Source organism: Embleya sp. NPDC056575 (assembly GCF_042793325.1).
Lineage (GTDB): Bacteria > Actinomycetota > Actinomycetes > Streptomycetales > Streptomycetaceae > Embleya.
Genome location: NZ_JBHTVA010000038.1, coordinates 39,279 through 56,945 on the forward strand (window position 1 = coordinate 39,279; position 17,667 = coordinate 56,945).

8 protein-coding genes are annotated in these 17,667 nt (G+C 68.8%); 5 read left to right on the forward strand and 3 right to left on the reverse strand.

Annotated features, from left to right (window positions below):
* The first annotated feature begins 95 nt into the window (after positions 1–95).
* Positions 96–1,277: an acyl-CoA dehydrogenase family protein gene (locus ACFRCG_RS27940; RefSeq protein WP_380036390.1), complete on the forward strand. Its 1,182-nt coding sequence runs from the start codon at positions 96–98 to the stop codon at positions 1,275–1,277.
* A gap of 18 nt (positions 1,278–1,295) precedes the next feature.
* On the opposite strand, the gene ACFRCG_RS27945 is transcribed toward ACFRCG_RS27940, so the two are convergent.
* Together ACFRCG_RS27945 and arfB are read right to left on the reverse strand one after the other, a co-directional pair.
* Positions 1,296–1,799 (reverse strand): ATP-binding protein, encoded by a 504-nt coding sequence (locus tag ACFRCG_RS27945; RefSeq protein WP_380036392.1) that lies wholly within the window; start codon positions 1,797–1,799, stop codon positions 1,296–1,298.
* 248 nt (positions 1,800–2,047) lie between these two features.
* The gene (arfB, locus tag ACFRCG_RS27950; protein ID WP_380036394.1) at positions 2,048–2,470 is read right to left on the reverse strand and encodes an alternative ribosome rescue aminoacyl-tRNA hydrolase ArfB; all 423 of its coding nucleotides are present in this window, start codon (positions 2,468–2,470) and stop codon (positions 2,048–2,050) included.
* 105 nt (positions 2,471–2,575) lie between these two features.
* Between arfB and ACFRCG_RS27955 the strand changes: the two genes are divergently transcribed.
* Positions 2,576–4,585: a S9 family peptidase gene (locus ACFRCG_RS27955; protein ID WP_380036396.1), complete on the forward strand. Its 2,010-nt coding sequence runs from the start codon at positions 2,576–2,578 to the stop codon at positions 4,583–4,585.
* A 70-nt stretch (positions 4,586–4,655) separates the two neighbouring features.
* Here the strand turns inward: ACFRCG_RS27955 and ACFRCG_RS27960 are convergent, their stop codons facing one another.
* Positions 4,656–9,314, reverse strand: a complete 4,659-nt coding sequence (locus ACFRCG_RS27960) for an FG-GAP-like repeat-containing protein (RefSeq protein WP_380036398.1) — start codon at positions 9,312–9,314, stop codon at positions 4,656–4,658.
* On the opposite strand from ACFRCG_RS27960, the gene ACFRCG_RS27965 reads away from it, so the two are divergent.
* The 3 genes from ACFRCG_RS27965 (at position 9,301) to ACFRCG_RS27975 (ending at position 17,504) form a co-directional block, all read left to right on the forward strand.
* On the forward strand, positions 9,301–9,684 hold the full coding sequence (locus tag ACFRCG_RS27965) for a hypothetical protein (RefSeq protein WP_380036400.1): 384 nt from the start codon (positions 9,301–9,303) through the stop codon (positions 9,682–9,684). The two genes, ACFRCG_RS27960 and ACFRCG_RS27965, sit on opposite strands and share 14 nt — an antisense overlap.
* A 270-nt stretch (positions 9,685–9,954) precedes the next feature.
* Complete coding sequence (locus tag ACFRCG_RS27970; protein WP_380036402.1) at positions 9,955–17,079, forward strand: RHS repeat-associated core domain-containing protein; 7,125 nt, start codon at positions 9,955–9,957, stop codon at positions 17,077–17,079.
* Complete coding sequence (locus tag ACFRCG_RS27975) at positions 17,076–17,504, forward strand: hypothetical protein (RefSeq protein WP_380036404.1); 429 nt, start codon at positions 17,076–17,078, stop codon at positions 17,502–17,504. Before ACFRCG_RS27970 ends, ACFRCG_RS27975 begins: the two co-directional genes overlap by 4 nt.
* The last annotated feature ends 163 nt before the right edge of the window (positions 17,505–17,667 follow it).

The window sequence follows — 17,667 nt, forward strand, 5'->3', positions numbered from 1 at the left end:
GGTGCTCTCCCGTGTTCCGGATCTATGTTCGGGGCAATCTATCGAGGCCCGTCCGACACCGCTCGGGTCTCCCGAACAGCCCAGGAGGCACCCGCATGGCCAAGGCACCCGCGTTCGACCCGGCCGACCCGCTCGGCATCGACGACCTGCTCGATGCCGAGGACCGGGCGATCCGGGACACCGTGCGGCGGTTCTGCGCCGACCACGTCACGCCCTACGTGGCGGACTGGTTCGAGCGCGGCGAACTGCCGTCGGTGCGCGAACTGGCGCGCGGCCTCGGCGGGATCGGGGTGCTCGGGATGACCCTGGACGGCTACGGGTGCGCCGGGACCAGCGCGGTGCAGTACGGCCTGGCCTGTCTGGAACTGGAGGCGTGCGACTCGGGGCTGCGTTCGCTGGTGTCGGTGCAGGGGTCGCTGGCGATGTACGCGATCCACCGCTTCGGGAGCGAGGAGCACCGGCAGACCTGGCTGCCCCGGATGGCGGCCGGCGAGGCGCTCGGCTGCTTCGGCCTGACCGAGCCCGACCACGGCTCGGACCCGGCGTCGATGCGTACCCACGCCAAGCGCGACGGTGACGACTGGGTGCTCAACGGGCGCAAGATGTGGATCACCAACGGTTCGGTGGCCGAGGTCGCGGTGATCTGGGCGCGCACCGAGGAGGGTGTGCGCGGCTTCGTGGTGCCCACCGACACCCCCGGGTTCGCGGCCGTCGACATCCGGCACAAGATGTCCCTGCGGGCCTCGATCACCAGCGAGTTGACGCTGGACGACGTGCGGTTGCCGGCCGACGCGGTGTTGCCCGACGTGGTGGGCCTGCGCGGTCCGCTGAGCTGCCTCGGCGAGGCCCGCTACGGCATCGTGTGGGGATCGGTCGGCGCGGCGCGCTCCTGCTTCGAGTCGGCGCTGGACTACGCCCGCACCCGGGAGCAGTTCGGCCGGCCGATCGGCGCGTTCCAGTTGACCCAGGCCAAGTTGGCCGACATGGCGGTGGAGATCGGCAAGGCGCAGTTGCTCGCGCTGCACCTGGGGCGGCGCAAGGACGCGGGCGGGGTGCGGCCCGAGCAGATCAGTTTCGGCAAGCTCAACAACGTCCGCGAGGCGATCGCGATCGCACGCAGCGCGCGCACCATCCTGGGCGCGAACGGCATCTCACTGGAGTATCCGGTGATCCGGCACATGAACAACCTGGAATCGGTGTTGACCTACGAGGGCACCTCCGAGATGCACACGCTGGTGATCGGCAAGGCGCTGACCGGCCTGGACGCCTTCCACTGAGCCGTCGCGCCGGCGGATCTAGGCGTGGGCGTCCGTGTCCAGGGTGACCCGGATGCTCTTGCCGGCACCGCAGGGCACCACGTCGATCCGGCCGCCGAGTTCGGCCACCATCAGTTTCACGATCATCAGACCGCGCCCATCCTCGGACTCCGGCCCCGTCTCCAGGAGCGCGTGCGGGCGGAAGGGGTGCCCGTCGGCCACTTCGAGGCGGATCTCGGCGCCGCCGTGGGCCGCGGTGATCCGGATCCGGTCGGTGTGGATCGCCGCGTGGCGCACCGCGTTGGACGTCAGTTCGGTGGCGATCAGGAGCAGGGTGTCGGTCAGCTCCTCGGCGACCCCCCAGCCGTGTAACAGGTCGCGCAGGCGGTGCCGGACCTCCGGTACGCCCGCGACGGCGGGTGCGATGGTCCAGCGCACGAACACCGGCCCGGGCGGGTGCTCGGGATCGGGCCGGCAGTGGTGGTTCGTCGAGGTGCGCCGCTCGTGCCGAGCGCGGGCACGGGCCCGCCCGACGGCGGTCACGGATGACTCCACGAGAGGTACGCGACGGGGGGGAGCGTGGGTCGCGCTGGGTGTGGCGCACGTGCGGGGGAGGGCATCCCGGAGTCCTTCGCTTCGTTCGCTGCGGTACGCGGCACTGGCCGGCGTTCGAAGTCTGCGATGGCGAATCGTGCTCATGCGCCGGTTTTCCGGGTGTGATCCGTAATGCTTCGGTAAGCGACGCTTCATCTCGACTTTGGGTCCGCTTCGGAGCCTGTTCGGACCCGGGATCAGTCTCCGGTCGAGCGGCGCAGTCGTTTGATCTCACTGCGATGGTGCTTGTTGCGCAGCCGGCGCTCGCGCATGCCGCGCGTGGGTTTGGTCGGTCGCCGGGGCGGCGGGGGTGGTGCCGTGGCCTCGACCAGGATGTCGGCCAGGCGCCGGGCGGCGGTTTGTCGGTTCATCAGTTGTGAGCGCTGCTCGGACGAGGCCACGGTGAGCACGCCCTCGACCAGCCGCCCCTCCAGGCGGCGCAGCGCGCGCTGCTTGAGCACGTCGGGCAGCGCGGTGGTGGCGCCCAGGTCGAAGGACACCTCGGCGCGGCTGTCCGTGGTGTTCACCGACTGTCCGCCGGGGCCGGAGGAACGGGAGAACCGCCACGACAGCTCGGCGGCGGGTATCGGCACGCCGCGAATGTCGAGATCTGTCGTCATACGCACATGATCTCGCGTGCACCGGGCCGGGGTCGACCGGGTTTTCCGGGGTTTTCCAGGGGGTCGCCGGATGCTTTCCCGGCGTGGGACGGCGAGGATCGTGGGATGAGTGCCGACATGAACGCGGAACAGACGCAGGCATACGGTTCCTGGCCCTCGCCGATCACGGCCGAGCGGTTGGTGGAGGGGGCGGCGAGTCCCGGGGAGATCCGGGCCGACGGGGAAGAGGTGTGGTGGGCCGAGGCGCGGCCGACGGAGGGCGGGCGCGTGCAATTGGTGCGCCTGCGTCCGGGCGGGGCGCCGGAGGACGTGCTGCCGGAGGGTTTCTCGGCGCGCACCCGGGTGCACGAGTACGGTGGCGCGGCCTGGACGGTGCGGGCCGGCGTGCTGGTCTTCGCGAACTGGACCGACCAGCGGTTGTACCGGCTGGGGCCCGGCGACGACGCGCCGGTGGCGATCACCGCCGAGCCGCGGGAGCCGGCGGGGCTGCGCTACGCGGACTTCACCGTCGTGCCCGCGGGGCGGTGGGGGGCGGGGGAGTGGTTGGTCGCGGTGCGCGAGAGCCACGAGCCGGCCGCGGTCGAGGCGCACGGCGAGGCGGTCAACGAGATCGTGGCCCTGCCGCTGGACGGTACGCAGTCGGAGCGCGTCCTGGTCACCGGGCCGGACTTCGTCTCCTCGCCGCGACCGGCCGCCGACGGCTCGGCGCTGGCCTGGACCCAGTGGTCGCACCCGGACATGCCGTGGGACGCGGCGGAGTTGATGGTCGCCGCGATCGAGGCGGGACCGCGCACGACCGGCGCGCAGGCGGTCGCGGGTGGTGGACGCGAGTCGGTGGTGCAGCCCGAGTGGGGTCCCGACGGGGCGTTGTGGTTCGCCTCGGACCGCACCGGGTGGTGGAACCTGTACCGGGTCGGCGCGGGTGGTCAGGTGGAGGCGGTGGCGCCGGTCGAGGCCGAGATCGGCGGCCCGCAGTGGGTGTTCGGCGAGCGGTTCTACACCTTCCTCGACGACGGCCGGATCGCCTGCACGGTCAACGCGGGCGGTTTCGTGCACCTGGGCGTGCTCGATCCGACCCGTCCGGAGGAGGCGCCGACGCGGGTGGAGACCGGGCTGACCTGGTTGTCCGACCTGGCCGCGGTGTCCGGAGGGGTGCTGGTGATCGGGGGCGGTCCCGACGACGAGGACGCGCCGCGTCGGGTCCGGCTCGCGCCCACCGGGGGCACCGCGCTCCAGATCGAACGGTTGCGTCCGGCCCGGGACTTCGGCTTCGACGCCCGGTGGTTCAGCCCGCCGCGGCCGATCGAGTTCGACTCGCCGGCCGGGCGCACCACGCACGCGCTGTTGTACCTGCCGAAGAACCCGAACGCGCAGGCGCCCGCCGGCACGCTGCCGCCGCTGATCGTCTCCATCCACGGCGGCCCGACCGCGCAGGCGCCGGCGGTGCTCAACCTACGGATCCAGTACTGGACCAGCCGCGGGTTCGCGGTGGCCGACGTGAACTACGGCGGCAGCACGGGATACGGCCGGGAGTACCGCAACCTGCTGTACGACTCGTGGGGCATCGTCGACGTGGAGGACTGCACGGCGGTGGCCCGACACCTGGCCGACACGGGTGTCGTGGACGGCACGAAGCTGGCCATCCGGGGCGGTTCGGCGGGCGGGTACACCACGCTGGCCGCGCTGGTGGGCAACGACGTCTTCACCGCCGGCGCCAGCCACTTCGGCGTCGCCGACATCGCGGCGCTGGCCCGGCACACGCACAAGTTCGAGTCGCGCTACCTGGACCGCCTGGTCGGCCCGTATCCGGAGGCGGAGGCGGTGTATCGGGACCGTTCGCCGATCAACCACACCGATCGCCTGTCCAGCCCGCTGGCGGTCTTCCAGGGTCTGGAGGACGAGGTGGTGCCGCCGGCGCAGGCCGAGATGATCGTGGCGGCTCTGAAGGAGAAGAAACTCCCCTACGTCTACCTGGCGTTCGAGGGCGAACAACACGGTTTCCGGCGGGCGGAGAACATCATCCGCGCGCTGGAGGCCGAACTCTGGTTCTACGGACGCGTCTTCGACTTCGACCCGGCCGACCCGATCGAGGCGCCGCCGGGCGGCGGGTTCTGATCTCCACGCCGAAGGGCCCCGCCGGACCGCGTGGTGCGGTTCGGCGGGGCCGCCTGTGGGGGTTCGACGACTACCAGGTGCCCGGCGCTGTCTGCCAGGCGGGGAACGCTCCGTCGAAGCCGCCGTCGGGGCGGGCCTTGAAGACGAATGCGGTGGTGGCGCCGTTGCCGTAGTTGTACATGATCGAGATGTCGGCGCGGCCGTCCTTGTCGTGGTCGCCCGAGACGGGTTGGCCGGCGTAGCCGCTCGCCCACCAGTTCTCGGGGGTGTCCCAGGATTTCACGTCGTTGTCGAATCCGCCGCTGCCGTCGGTCTTGGCGGCGAAGGTGAACAGGGCCGCGCGGTCGTTGTCGTAGCGGTACATGGCGGCGACGTCGGCTTTGCCGTCGCCGTTGTAGTCGCCGGCGGTGAGTTTGACCCGGGTCCAGTCCCAGTTGTACGGCGTCGCGCGCCAGGACTGGAGGGGTGCGGTGAATACGCCGGTGGGGTCGGTGAGCAGGGTGTGGAGGGTCACGCTGGCGTCGGACCAGCCGTACATGGCGGCGATGTCGGCGCGTCCGTCGCCGTTGAAGTCGCCGGTGACGTACTTGGCGGAGTTCGCGTCCCAGGTGTTGGGCGCGGCGCGCCAGCCGGTCAGCGGGTCGTTGAAGGTGCCGTCGGGTTTGGCGATCCAGGTGTAGGTGCCGATGGAGTTGCCGCCCTGGTCGTAGATCATGGCGGTGTCGGCGCGTCCGTCGCCGTTGAAGTCGCCGGAGAGGAAACGGGCTTTGTTCGCGGTCCAGTTGCCGGCGGCCACGTAGGCGCTGCCCAGGCCCTCGGTGAAGGTGCCGTCCGCTTTGCCGAGGAAGGTGAACAGGCGGTTGCTGCCGTCGGGGTAGCCGTAGAGGGCGGCGACGTCGGTCTTGCCGTCCCCGTTGAAGTCGCCGGTGGTCCACTTGGAGTGTTGGTAGCTGAACCAGCCGTGGTGCGCCGTCCACGCGTTGCGAGGCGGTTCGTATCCGCCGGTCGGTCGGGCGAGCAGGGTGTACAGCGCGGTGGTCTCCTCGCCGTGGTCGTAGACGGTGAGCATGTCGGCGCGCCCGTCCCCGTTGAAGTCGCCGGACAGGTCGGTGCGCAGGTGAGCGGTGCGGTCGTCGGGACGGTGTTCCGCGGTGAGGCCGGTGACCGCGTTGAAGCGCACGTAGCCGCCCTGGAAGCTCTCCCTGATGTCGCCGTTGGCGACGGTGAACTCGTCGGACGTGGGGTAGCCGAGCCAACCCTGTTCCCAGCTCAGCTGCGCCCAGCGGGTCCGGATCCAGCCCTTGACGGACCAGGCTTCGTTGGTGGTCCCGTTCCAGTAGATGGATGCCGAGTCGGCGGCGTCGGAGAGTTTGCGGAAGTGGTTGTAGCGGCCGGTGTTGCCGGGTACGTCGCTTTCGTCGGTGGTGGGGAAGCCGAGTGCGGCGGGGCCGCCGAGCGCGAGGTACTTGGTGTAGATGTTGCCGTGGATGGACCAGGTGCCGTACTCGGGTGTCCAGTAGATGGCGCCGTAGCCGCCGGCGCCCTGGAAGGTGTTGAACCATGCCTCGCCGATGCCGACGAGGGTGTCGTCGGCGGTGGGGTAGCCGAGGATGCTCGTCTCCCAGCCGAGTTCCGCCCACTTGAGGCGGATGCCGCCGCCGATCAGGGTGGCGCCGGTGGTGGGGTGCCAGTAGATCGACCAGTCCAGGCGGTTCGGCGTCTTGAAGTGCGCGTAGCGGCCGACCTGGTCCGGGGCGATGCCCATGTCGATGGCGGGATAGCCGTTGGCCACGCCGCCGGCCGCGCGGAACTTGGCCAGGACCGGGCCGCACAACTCGTGCCGCCCGGTCGCCGCCGACTCGAACGACTCGCACTCGCTCCACGGCGTGCTGCCGAGGGCCAGTTGCCGCGCCGGGCCGAAGGCGGAGCCGTTGGACGGCGCCTGGCCGGGGAATTCGACGATTTTGCCTTCGCCGTCGCGTGACCACAGGTCGGCGAAGCCGTCCTTCTCCAGGTCGCCGTCGCTGGTCAGGTGCGGGTAGGCGGCCCCGGTGAAGCCGGTGCCGATGGCGCCGGCGCGCACGGCCGGGTCGCCGTAGACGGTGAGATCGAGTGCGGTGGGGTTGCCGTCGCCGTCCGGCCCCGGGGCGGGCTTGGCGCGGCTGGTGTACTGGTGGATCCTGCCCGAGGCGGTGTCCCGGGACCAGATCTCCGGCAGCTTGTCGCCGTTGAGGTCGCCCGGGGACATCAGGGTCATGTTCTGCCAGTCGGCGTTGCCCAGGGCGATGGCGTCGCCGCGTGTGTCGATGAAGCCGGTCGGACTGCCCAGATAGAGCCAGAGCGCGGAGCCGGTCTTGACGAGCAGATCCGGGTAGTCGGCCTCGTCGATGACGCCGTTGCCGTCGTCGTCGTTGACGCTGCCGATCGAGACGATCTGGTCGGCGTCGGCCCAGTGGTCGTTGGTCTCGCGGTCGCGTACCCGCAGCTCCCGGCGCTGGCTGTCGGCACTCTCCAGGGAGCCGTCGCCGCGTCCCGGGTAGACGTAGAGGCGGTTGCGCAGGCCGTCCGGCGCCGGGCGCAGGGCGACCAGGTCCTCGTAGTAGTCCGCGGTCCAGGTGCCCCGGTGGGTGAGCGAGCGCACGTCGGCGAAGGAGCCGGCCACCTGCAGGGTCGCGCCGAAGGTGCCGTTGCCCTGGCCGGGTCGGGTGAGCAGTTTGCCCGAGCCCGGGTCGATGTTCATCAGGTCGGTGTGGCCGTCGCCGTTGAGGTCGCCCGGGTTGTCCCGGTTCGGGGAACGCTTCGCGTAGTAGAGGTAGTTGCGCACGTCGGAGCGGTTTCCGGCGGCGTCCAGGCTGCGTACGTAGAGGTAGTTCGAGCCGGCGACGGTGGGGGTGAAGGAGATGGTCGCCGGGCCGCCGACGCTCGTCGCGGGGACCTCCCGGACCTTGGGATCGCTCTCGGTCCACCACTGGTACCGGGTGACGTCGGCGACGCCGTTGGCGGTGAAGGTGAAGTCACCGGGGGTGCGGACCTGGGCGGCCTGGTCGGGATTGCCCGCGGGGAACTGCGGCGAGGAGACGCCGGGAAGTTCGGCGGGGCGGCTGCCGTCGACGGTGAACAGGCACTGGCCGGCCCATGGGCTGAACACGCGGCCGTCGAAGATGCGCACGTCCCAGCGGTAGGTGCCGTCGAGCGCGCTCGCCGGGATCTCGGCCCGGGCCACCGTGCCGCGCGAGATGTCGCGGTAGATCCTGGTGGGACCGTCGGTCGAACCCTCCTTCCAGTAGTGGAATTCGGCGGTGAGGTTGTTGTCCTCGGCGTCGTCGGCGCGCGCGAAGAGCACGACCTGGTCGGTCCGGCCGATGACGCCCCCGGTGCACGGCGTCGAGGGGTCGGTGGCGCGGTTGGCCGGCGTTTGCGGCGGAGTGTTGTACTCGGTGCTGATCCGGACCGAGTCGGGCTTGAACTTGCGCCAGGACACGTCGATCGTGTCGTTGCGGCTCTTCAGGCCGAGTGTCCAGTTGCCCCAGTGGCTGCGGGCGGCCTGGTCGACCGCCGAGGTCACGTTGACCTCGACGGTGTCGTTGGCGCCCGGGCAGTTCCGGCCGCCGTAGGACTCGTCGATGCTGCCGACCATGCGGTCCCAGCTCGGCTGGTTGTTCCAGGTGGTCGCCTTGGAGATGCTTGCGGTGTCCCAGACCTCGAGTTCACCGGACCGGCAGTTCCAGGCACCGGCGTAGGGCTGCTGGAGGCGCAACACGGAGTTGATGATCTGCTTGTCCCACAGCTCCGTCATGCCGACCTGGAAGAACGTTTTGGCGCAGACGACCGCGCCGCCCCTGTCGGCGTCCTTGGCGCAGCCGACCCGGCCGACCTTCTCCGGCATGGTGCCGCCGTTCCAGTAACTGGTGCCGGCGGAACCGGCGATGGCGTTGTGCTTGTAGGCCAGTGCCCAGGCGAACTTCCAGTCGTCGCGCCAGACCGGGTCGACGACGACCGGGAACTTGGTGTCGGGCGCGGTCAACAGGGTCTGGTCGGTGCTCAGTTCGAGGGTCTGACCGGTGAGCTTGACGCCGAGGTCGGCGTGCTTGGCGCCGGGGTCGTAGCCGTCCGTGGGGTCGGCGGGCGCCGTCGTCGTGGTGCCCTCCGCGGTGAGTGCGCGTGCCGCCGGATCCTGGCCGGCCGTCGCGTTTCGGCCGGCCTCCCACATCTGCGGCTTGGGCGCGGTGAACACCGCTTGGCCGGTCGGGTCGAGGGCGCGCAGCTCGCCGCTGTCGTCCCTGGTGATGTCGAGCCCGGTGGTCTTCAGGCCGAACTTCAGCGTGGCCAGGGCCGGATTCCGGCCGGCCTCGGGGGACTTGATGATGACGTAATGGGCGAAGTCGTCGACGTTGGCGACGACTTTGAGATCCACGCCGGGCAGGACCTCGGGGTAGGTCGCGGAGTCGCCCTCGACGATCGGCTTCGGGAGCGCGCCGGGCCAGGTGAGGGCGATTCTGCGGTCGTTCTTGGCGAGTTCGGCCATGGGGCCGTCGCCGCCGGCGGAGAACGACATCCCGATCCTCGCCGCCCTGGGCGCGAGCCGGCCGTCCTTGCGAGCCGCGAGGGTGTCGTCGGCCCGGACGAGGGTGCCGTCGCGCCAGACCCGGACGGGGCTCAACGCGCGCTCCGAGGTGAACGTGCCCGAGGGGTTGGCCCAGACCTCGTCCGTCTCGGTGCGCAGGGACACCACCTCGACGCGGCGGCCGGTCTTCCTGGCTTCGGCGGCTGCCGTGGCCTGGTCGTCGGCCTGCTCGGCCGGGGCCGATTTCGCGCCGGCGGGAGTTTCTTTGTCGACCCTTGTGGTCGGCGTGGTGGATGCGGCGCCGGCCGGCATGGCGGTGATCAAACCGGCGGACAATGCCGCCGTAATCACCCAGATCGCTGCCCTTTTCGGGCGAAAATACGGTGTGGACGGGGGTTTTATCAAGGGTTTCACGGCGCTTCCGGGGGAGAGAAGGAATGGGCGCTTCGAGAACGGCGCCGAAGGAGCGGATGCGGCGCCGCCATGGCTCGAAAACGACTGGTCGGTCCGGTGCAAAGCACCGCACATGGCGTGAGTTTTAGCAGGTCACAGACGTGCTTGGCGAGCATCGCGCCTTGCGGACATTACTACCAAGTAGTTGGTATACGGTTTATAAATCCTGATTCCCGATCTATGGAAGTTTGCTTTTGAATGCCGGGTCGCCGTCGAAGAATAAAAATCGATAAAGTCGCCGGAACGGTTCTGCGACTGCTAGCTTCACCGCCATCATTGGGTGGCGTGGATCTTGGGGGCCCCACGTCCGAATTCCTTGGGTGGGGTTGTGCGCAGACGCAGAGCCCGTGCGATGAGCACGGTGATCAAACGCCCGTGGCGATGGCCGGCACCGCTGATCGCGGCGGTGTTGGTCGGGTCGAGCCTGACCGTGATGCCGGCCGCCGCGGAGCCGGCCGCGAAGCCTTCGTTGCCGGAACTGCAGCAGCTGACCCGGGTGCCGGGTGAGCGGGCGTCGACGAAGCGAAACGATCCGCCACCGGCGGAGTCGCAGCTGAAGACCTGGCGGGGCGCGCCCGGCGTGGCCTGGCCCGCACCCGGTTCGGCCGAGGTGGAAGTCCCGCGTGCACAGGGGTTGTCGACCGCCAGGTCGGCCGGCGCCCCTGCCGGTGAGCCGGCGGGCTCGCTGCCGGTCCGGGTGAGTTCGCCGATGGTGCCCGGGGCGGCGAACCGTTCGGCGCGGACGGCCGTGGACGCCCCGTCGGTCAAGGTCAAGGTCGACCTGCTCGACCGGGCGACCGCGACGAAGGCCGGCGTGGGCAACGGGCTGGTGCTCGGCGTCAAGCGCACCGACGGTGGCGCCGAGGCGGCCCCGGTGTCCGTCGAACTCGACTACAGCGCGTTCAAGAACGCGTACGGCGGCGGCTGGGGTTCCCGGTTGCAGTTCGTCACGATGCCCGAATGTGCGGTGACCACACCGCAGTTGCCCGCCTGCCAGACCCGCACCCCGGTCGAGATGCGCAACGACTCGGGCACGGGGAAGCTGACCGCGACCGTGCAGCCCGCGGCCGCCGGCGTGGCGGGTCTCCAGGCCCGGACGGCCGGCGCGCCGGCGCAGGGCATGCTGCTCGCGGCCACCCCCTCGGCGAGTGGGCCGAACGGGACCTACAAGGCGACGTCGCTGAGCGCGTCCGGGTCGTGGCAGGCCGGTGGCGCCGCGGGTGACTTCTCGTGGTCGTACCCGCTGGAACTGCCCGGCTCGCTCGGCGGCCCCGCCCCCTCGCTCGCGCTCGGCTACTCCTCGGCGAGCATCGACGGCCGCACCTCGGCCTCGTTGCAGCAGAGTTCGTGGGTCGGCGACGGCTGGGACCTCGGCTCGAACTTCATCGAGCGCACCTGGGTTCCGTGCAGCCAGGACAAGAAGGACGGGTCCGGCTTCAACAACCCCAAGGACGACACCGGCGACCTGTGCCACGGCGCGCCGATGATGACGATGTCGCTCAACGGCGGATCGACGCCGCTGGTGCAGGACGACGTCACCAAGGTGTGGCGCCCGGCCAAGGACGACGGTTCGCGGATCGAGCTGATCACCGGCGCCCAGGACCTCAACGGCGACAAGGAGGGCGTGCACTGGCGGGTGACCAACCCGCAGGGTGTGCAGTTCTGGTTCGGCCTGAACAAGGTCCCCGGATGGCAGCCGGGCAAGCCCGTCACCAACTCGGCGTGGCTGGTCCCGATCTACAACAACCAGCCCGGAGAGCCCTGCTACCAGCCGGACTTCGCCGATTCGGCCTGTGACCGGGCCTGGCGCTGGAACCTCGACTACGTCGTGGACCCGCGCGGCAATGCCATGACGTATTGGTACAACAAGGAGGTCAACCACTACGGCGCGAACTTCAAGTTCGCCGGTGGTTCGACCAACCGGGCCTACGACCGCGGTGGTTGGCTCGACCACGTCTCGTACGGTCTGCGCGGCGACAACCTCTTCACCAACGCCCCCGCACAGGTCGACTTCACGGTGGCCGAGCGCTGCCTGACCTCGCCGACGTTCGACTGCGCCGAGGACAAGCTGAAGCCCGAGGTCGACTGGAACATCGCCAAGATGTGGCCGGACACCCCGGGTGACCAGCTGTGCGCGGCGAACGAGGAGTGCAAGGCGCGGTTCACCCCGACGTTCTTCACCCGCAAGCGGTTGACCGAGATCAACACCAAGGTCTGGACGGGCGCCGCCTACCAGCCGGTCGACACCTGGGCGCTGACCCAGGACTTCCCGATGACGGGCGACGGGACCGACTATCCGCTGTGGCTCGCGTCGATCCAGCGCACCGGGAAGAACGGCACGCCGATCACGCTGCCGCCGGTCACCTTCCGCGGCAGGCAACTGCCCAACCGGGTGGACAAGGACGGCGACGCGCTGCCGCCGTATCTTCGCTACCGGATCGAGAACATCGACACCGAGACCGGCTCGATCGTCTCGGTGAAGTTCAAGGACACCGAGTGCTCGGCGGTCGACCCGGTCAAGCTGCCGACGGCGGCGGAGTCGAACGCGCTGCGGTGCTATCCGGTGATCCAGGAGATCCCGGACCCGACCGACCCGGACCGCAAGCGCAAGCTCTACGTCACGGACTACTTCCACAAGCACGTGGTGGAGCGGGTCCAGGAGCAGGACGCGATCGCCGGTACGCCGACCCGGGTCACCTCGTACGACTACCTCGGCGCGCCGGCGTGGGCGTACGACGAGGAGAACGAGCTCACCGAACCGAAGACGCGTACGTGGTCGCAGTGGCGCGGCTACGAGCGGGTGCGCACGCTGATCGGGCAGGCCCCGGACCGGCGTACGCAGACCGAGACGTTGTTCTTCCGCGGTCTGGACGGCGATCGGGCGTCACCGACGTCGGATGCCCGGCGGAGCGTGAAGGTCAAGGACTCCGAGAACGGCGAGATCGCCGACCACAAGCTGTACGCGGGCCAGACGCGCGAGGTGTTGGTCTACGACGGCGAAGGCGGCCCGCTCCAGGCGGCCACCACGTACACGCCGTGGTTGTCGGGTCCGACCGCGACGCGCGTGCGGACGAACGAGACGCCGCCGTTGCAGGCGTATGTACAGCAGACGACGAAGACCGCTTCGCGGGTGCTGCTGACGGACGGGCGGGGCTGGCGCCGTACGGCGACGGAAAGCACGTTCAACGCGCGGGGCTTCATCGAGACGACGTCGTCGCTGGGTGATATCGCGGATGCGAACGACGACTCGTGCACGCGGTACTGGTACGCGCCGGACGAGACCAAGTGGATGATCGACCGCCAGTCGCGGATCGAGTCGGTCGCCAAGGCGTGTGACGCGCAGAACGTACAGCGGCCCGAGGATGTCACCTCCGACGCGAAGATGTTCTACGACGGGGTCGGCAATCTGGAGCGCACGGAGTCCCTTTCGGACTACGTGGGCGGTCAGCCGGTGTATGTGCCGGACGGCACGGCCACGTTCGACGCGTACGGTCGGCCGAAGTCGGTCACCGATGTGTTGGGCGCGGTCAACTCGACCGAATACTTCCCGGCCGCCGGACAGATCCCGACCAAGACCACGATCACGAACCCGCTCGGCCACCGGCAGTCGGTCGAGACCGACCCGGGACGCGGCGCGACGCTGGCCCAGGAGGACGCCAACAAGCGGCGCAGCGTGATGCGGTACGACGCGCTGGGTCGGCTCGTCAAGGCGTGGTCGCCGGACCGGAACCCCGATCAGAAGTCGGCGGACGCCGAGTTCTCGTACACGGTGCGTCGTGACGGGCCGGTCGTCATCACCAACAAGAACCTGTTGGACGACGGCAGTTACCGCACCAGCTACGACATCTACGACGGCAGCCTGCGCATCCGGCAGACCCAGATGGAGGCGCTGGGCGGCGGTCGTATGGTGACCGACACCTTCTACAACAGCCTGGGGCAGATCTGGAAGTCGAACGGCGGCTACTACGCGGAGGGCGCGCCCGAGGGGGCGATGTTCGCGCCGTTGGACACCAAGGTCCCGGCGTCGACGTTGACCGAGTACAACTCGACGGGTCAGCCGACGGTCCAGATCTCGCGCAAGTTCGGGGTCGAGACCTCGCGCACGACGACCACCTACGGCGGCGACTTCGTCACGGTGGATCCGCCGACGGGTGAGACGCCGACGAAGGCGATCCTGGACGCGGTCGGTCGCAAGACGGAGTTGCAGTTCTTCAAGGGCACGGAGCCGACGGGCGCCCACGACACCACGCGCTACGGGTACAACCGGCGCGGCCAACTGTCGTCGGTGGTGGACGAGGCCGGCAACACGTGGGGCTTCGAGTACGACCTGCGGGGTCGTCAGGTCAAGGTGACGGACCCGGACAAGGGCACGTCGACGATGACCTACGGCGCGGGTGACCGACTGGCGACGACGACGGACGCGCGTGGGAAGACGGTCGCGCCGGAGTACGACGTGCTCGGCCGGGTCAAGGCCACGCACGAGGGTTCGATCACCGGTCCCAAGCTGACCGAGTCGGTGTTCGACACGCTGCCGAACGCGCTGGGGCTGCCGGTTTCGTCGACGCGGTTCGTGAACGGCAACGCGTACAAGCAGGAGATCACGGGCTACGACACGGAGTACCGCCCGAAGGGTACGAAGATCACCATCCCGCCCTCCGAGGGCAAGTTGGCGAAGACGTACACCTTCTCCAGCACCTACTCCGAGACCAACGGTCTGCCCGAGACCAGCACGTTCCCGGCGGTGGCGGGTCTGCCGATCGAGGACATCACGATGTCCTACAACCGGTACGAGCTGCCCACCGTGATGGGCGTCAACGGGGACACGTTCGTCGACCGGGTGGACTATTCGCCGCTGGGCGACGTGCTGCGCACGCACGCCGGTCCCGCGCCCAAGCAGGTGTGGTCGACGTACGAGTACGACGAGCAGACGCGGCGGCCGACGCGCACGGTGAACGACCGGGAGACCTCGCCGTCGCGGATCAACGACGCGCGGACCGAGTACGACACGGTCGGCAACATCACCAAGATCACCGACGCGTTCGGGTCGAACCCGACGCCGTCGACGACCGACACCCAGTGCTTCGTGTACGACTACATGCGCCGGATGACGGACGCGTGGTCGGCCACGGACGACTGCGCCACGAAGCCGGGCCAGGTCGGCCCGAACGGCGGCCGGCCGAACGTGGGCGGCCCCGACGCGTACTGGTCGTCCTACAGCTTCGACGCCGCGGGCAACCGCAAGACGGAAACGAAGCACGACCCGGCGGGCGCGGCGGGCCAGGACGTCAACCGGACCTACACGTACGGCACTCCGGGCACGGCGGGCGCGAACTACCTGAAGAAGGTCGACACCACGGGCCCGGGCGGAAGCCGGACCGAGTCGTATACCTACGACGCGGCGGGCAACACCGCGACGCGGACCATCCAGGGTGATACGCAGAATCTGGAATGGGACGTCGAGGGGCATGTCTCGAAGGTGACCGAGGGCGCCAAGGTCACGTCGTTCCTGTACGACGCGGGCGGCGAACGGCTGATCAAGCGTGACCCGTCGGGCACCACGTTGTACCTCCCGGGAACCGAGGTCCAACTCGACCCGGCGGGCAACATCGTCAAGGGCACGCGCTACTACGCGCACCCGGCCGGGCCGACGCTGGTCAAGACGGTCGAGAACGGTCAGACCAAACGTTCGTACCTGATGGCGGACCAGAACGGCACCGCGAACACGGCGGTGGACGCGGACACCCAGGAGGTGACGCGTCGAAAGTTCACCCCATTCGGTGATGTTCGCGGGGTCAAGCCGTCGATCTGGCCCGGTAACCAGGGTTTCGTAGGCGGGACGAACGACGAGTCCACGGGGCTCGTCCATCTCGGCGCGCGTGAATACGACCCGGCGGTGGGCCGGTTCCTGTCCGTCGACCCGGTGGTCGACTACAGCGAACCGAAGCAGATGAACGCGTACGTGTACGCGGCCAACTCCCCGGTGACGTTCAGCGACCCGTCGGGTCTGGCGATCAGCATGCCGGTGATGCCGATCAAGGACTTCTCGGACGCCGAGTTGGCCTGGGCGCACTGGGCCAAGGGCCGCAGCCTGATCGACGTCGCGATGGAAGCCGCGATGTCGGCCCTCAAGGACGCGTCCGGCTACAACGACATCCGCGACTGCGTCAGCGGCGACGGTTGGGCCTGCGCGGGCATCGCCGCGGACGCGGCCTTCTCCCTCTTCGGCGGCGGAGGCGCGGCCAAGCGAATAGCCAAGGGCCTCAAGCGCGCCTACGACGCGATGAAGAAGTGGGCCGGCGTCGTGCAACGCGCCCTCGACATCATCGCGAGAGCCGAGCGCTACCAGCAGGCCATGGCCAAGTACGCCGAGGACCTGGCGGCATGGCAACGAGAACAGGAAGCAGCGGCAGCGGCAGCCCGAAAACTCGAGGAGGAGGCCGCCGCAGCGAAGAAGGCCCAGGAGGAAGCCGCAGCGGCGGCAGCCAAGAAGGCCGACGAAGCTGCCGCATCGGCTGCCAAGCAGGGCAAGGAATCCACAACGCAGGCCAAGAAGGCCGACGGCGATGGCAAGAGCTCAAAATCGACCGAAAGCAAGAAGGCGGAAAGACCAGCCAAAAAGAAGGAGGAATCACCGCAGGACAACTGCTCACGGAACGGTGGCGGCAACAGTTTCGTCCCCGGAACGCCGATTCTGATGGGCGATGGTTCCGCGAAGCCGATCGAAGATGTGCTGATCGGAGACGAAGTTCTGGCCACGGATTCCTCGACCGGGGAACAGAAACCGGAACCGGTTGTCGCGCTGATCGACGGTGTGGGAGCAAAGGACCTCGTCCGCCTGACGGTCGAGGACGGCGAACGAGGCGCCGAAATCATAACCGCCACGGCTGGGCACCCGTTCTGGGTTCCTGAGCTGGGCAAGTGGGTCAAGGCGGCGGACCTCGAAGTCGGACAACGACTTCGAACCTCGAGCGGAACATGGATTCCGATATCTGCGGTCGAGAAGTGGTCCGCGTACCAGCGTGTCCACAACCTCACGGTTGCCGATCTGCACACGTATCATCCGCTCGCGGGGCAGACCCCTCTGCTTGCCCATAACTGCGGTGGACTCTCCAGTACTTGGCAGCCGGAGAGGAACGCCACTTCGATCGATCGGCAGAGTCCGGGGCACGGATTCAGCGGCGTCTTCGACACCAGTACCGGCCGATTCGAGGCGCGACTCAGCGATGGTGCGCCGGGCGCGATCCTTCCTCGGCGTGGGGGGCACGCCATCCTCAACACGCGATTCTTCGACGATTCGAGAACGACCGTCGGATTTACCGCTATCGTCCAGGAAGGTGGATCCCTGGCAGTTACCTGGCTCTCGCGCGGGGTTACCGGAAGAAACTTTCCGGGTTCGGGTGGGATGGCCAGCACCAGCCAAAGGCAGGCGATCCTCGCAGCATTGAGATCGGCGACTGGACGGACGGTTACCGGATGATTCCACGCGTGGTCATAGGCGGTCTGGCAGTGCCCGTGGATATCGTGCGGGCCATGCTGAGCGGTAGGTGGGTCCTGCCCTCGGCGGGAGTTTCAGTGAATATCGGGAACGGTTCCGGTTCGGTTCGTGTCAAGGCACTCTATTCCCTTGATTCCATGCTCATCGAGAACGCGCCTTGGTGGGGCTCCGGGAATGAGGAGCGGAGTCTGTATGGGGCCCACGGGTCCGATGCGGCCGGAGGGATTCGCATCCGACCCGAACTCTCACTGCTGATCGGAGATGCCGGTTACGACGAACCTCTCGCCTTGGATTACTCAGGCGATTCGGAAGACCCCAGGGTCCTGTATCTACCTCCGGGTCTCGACGAATGGGTGTGCGTCGCACCAGGTGTTCCCGACCTGTTGAGAATGCTCGGCGTCCGTTGAGCCGATACCGGTTCTTGGTGACGCCGACGTTGCTCGACGCGGAAATCTCTGGCCTTCGATGAAATAACAGGATTTCCGCAGCAAGATCTCCGCATGCCGGAGCCCCCTGACTGAAGGGGGCTCCGGCATGACGGTTTGTGCCGCGTCGGACGAATGGGGGCGG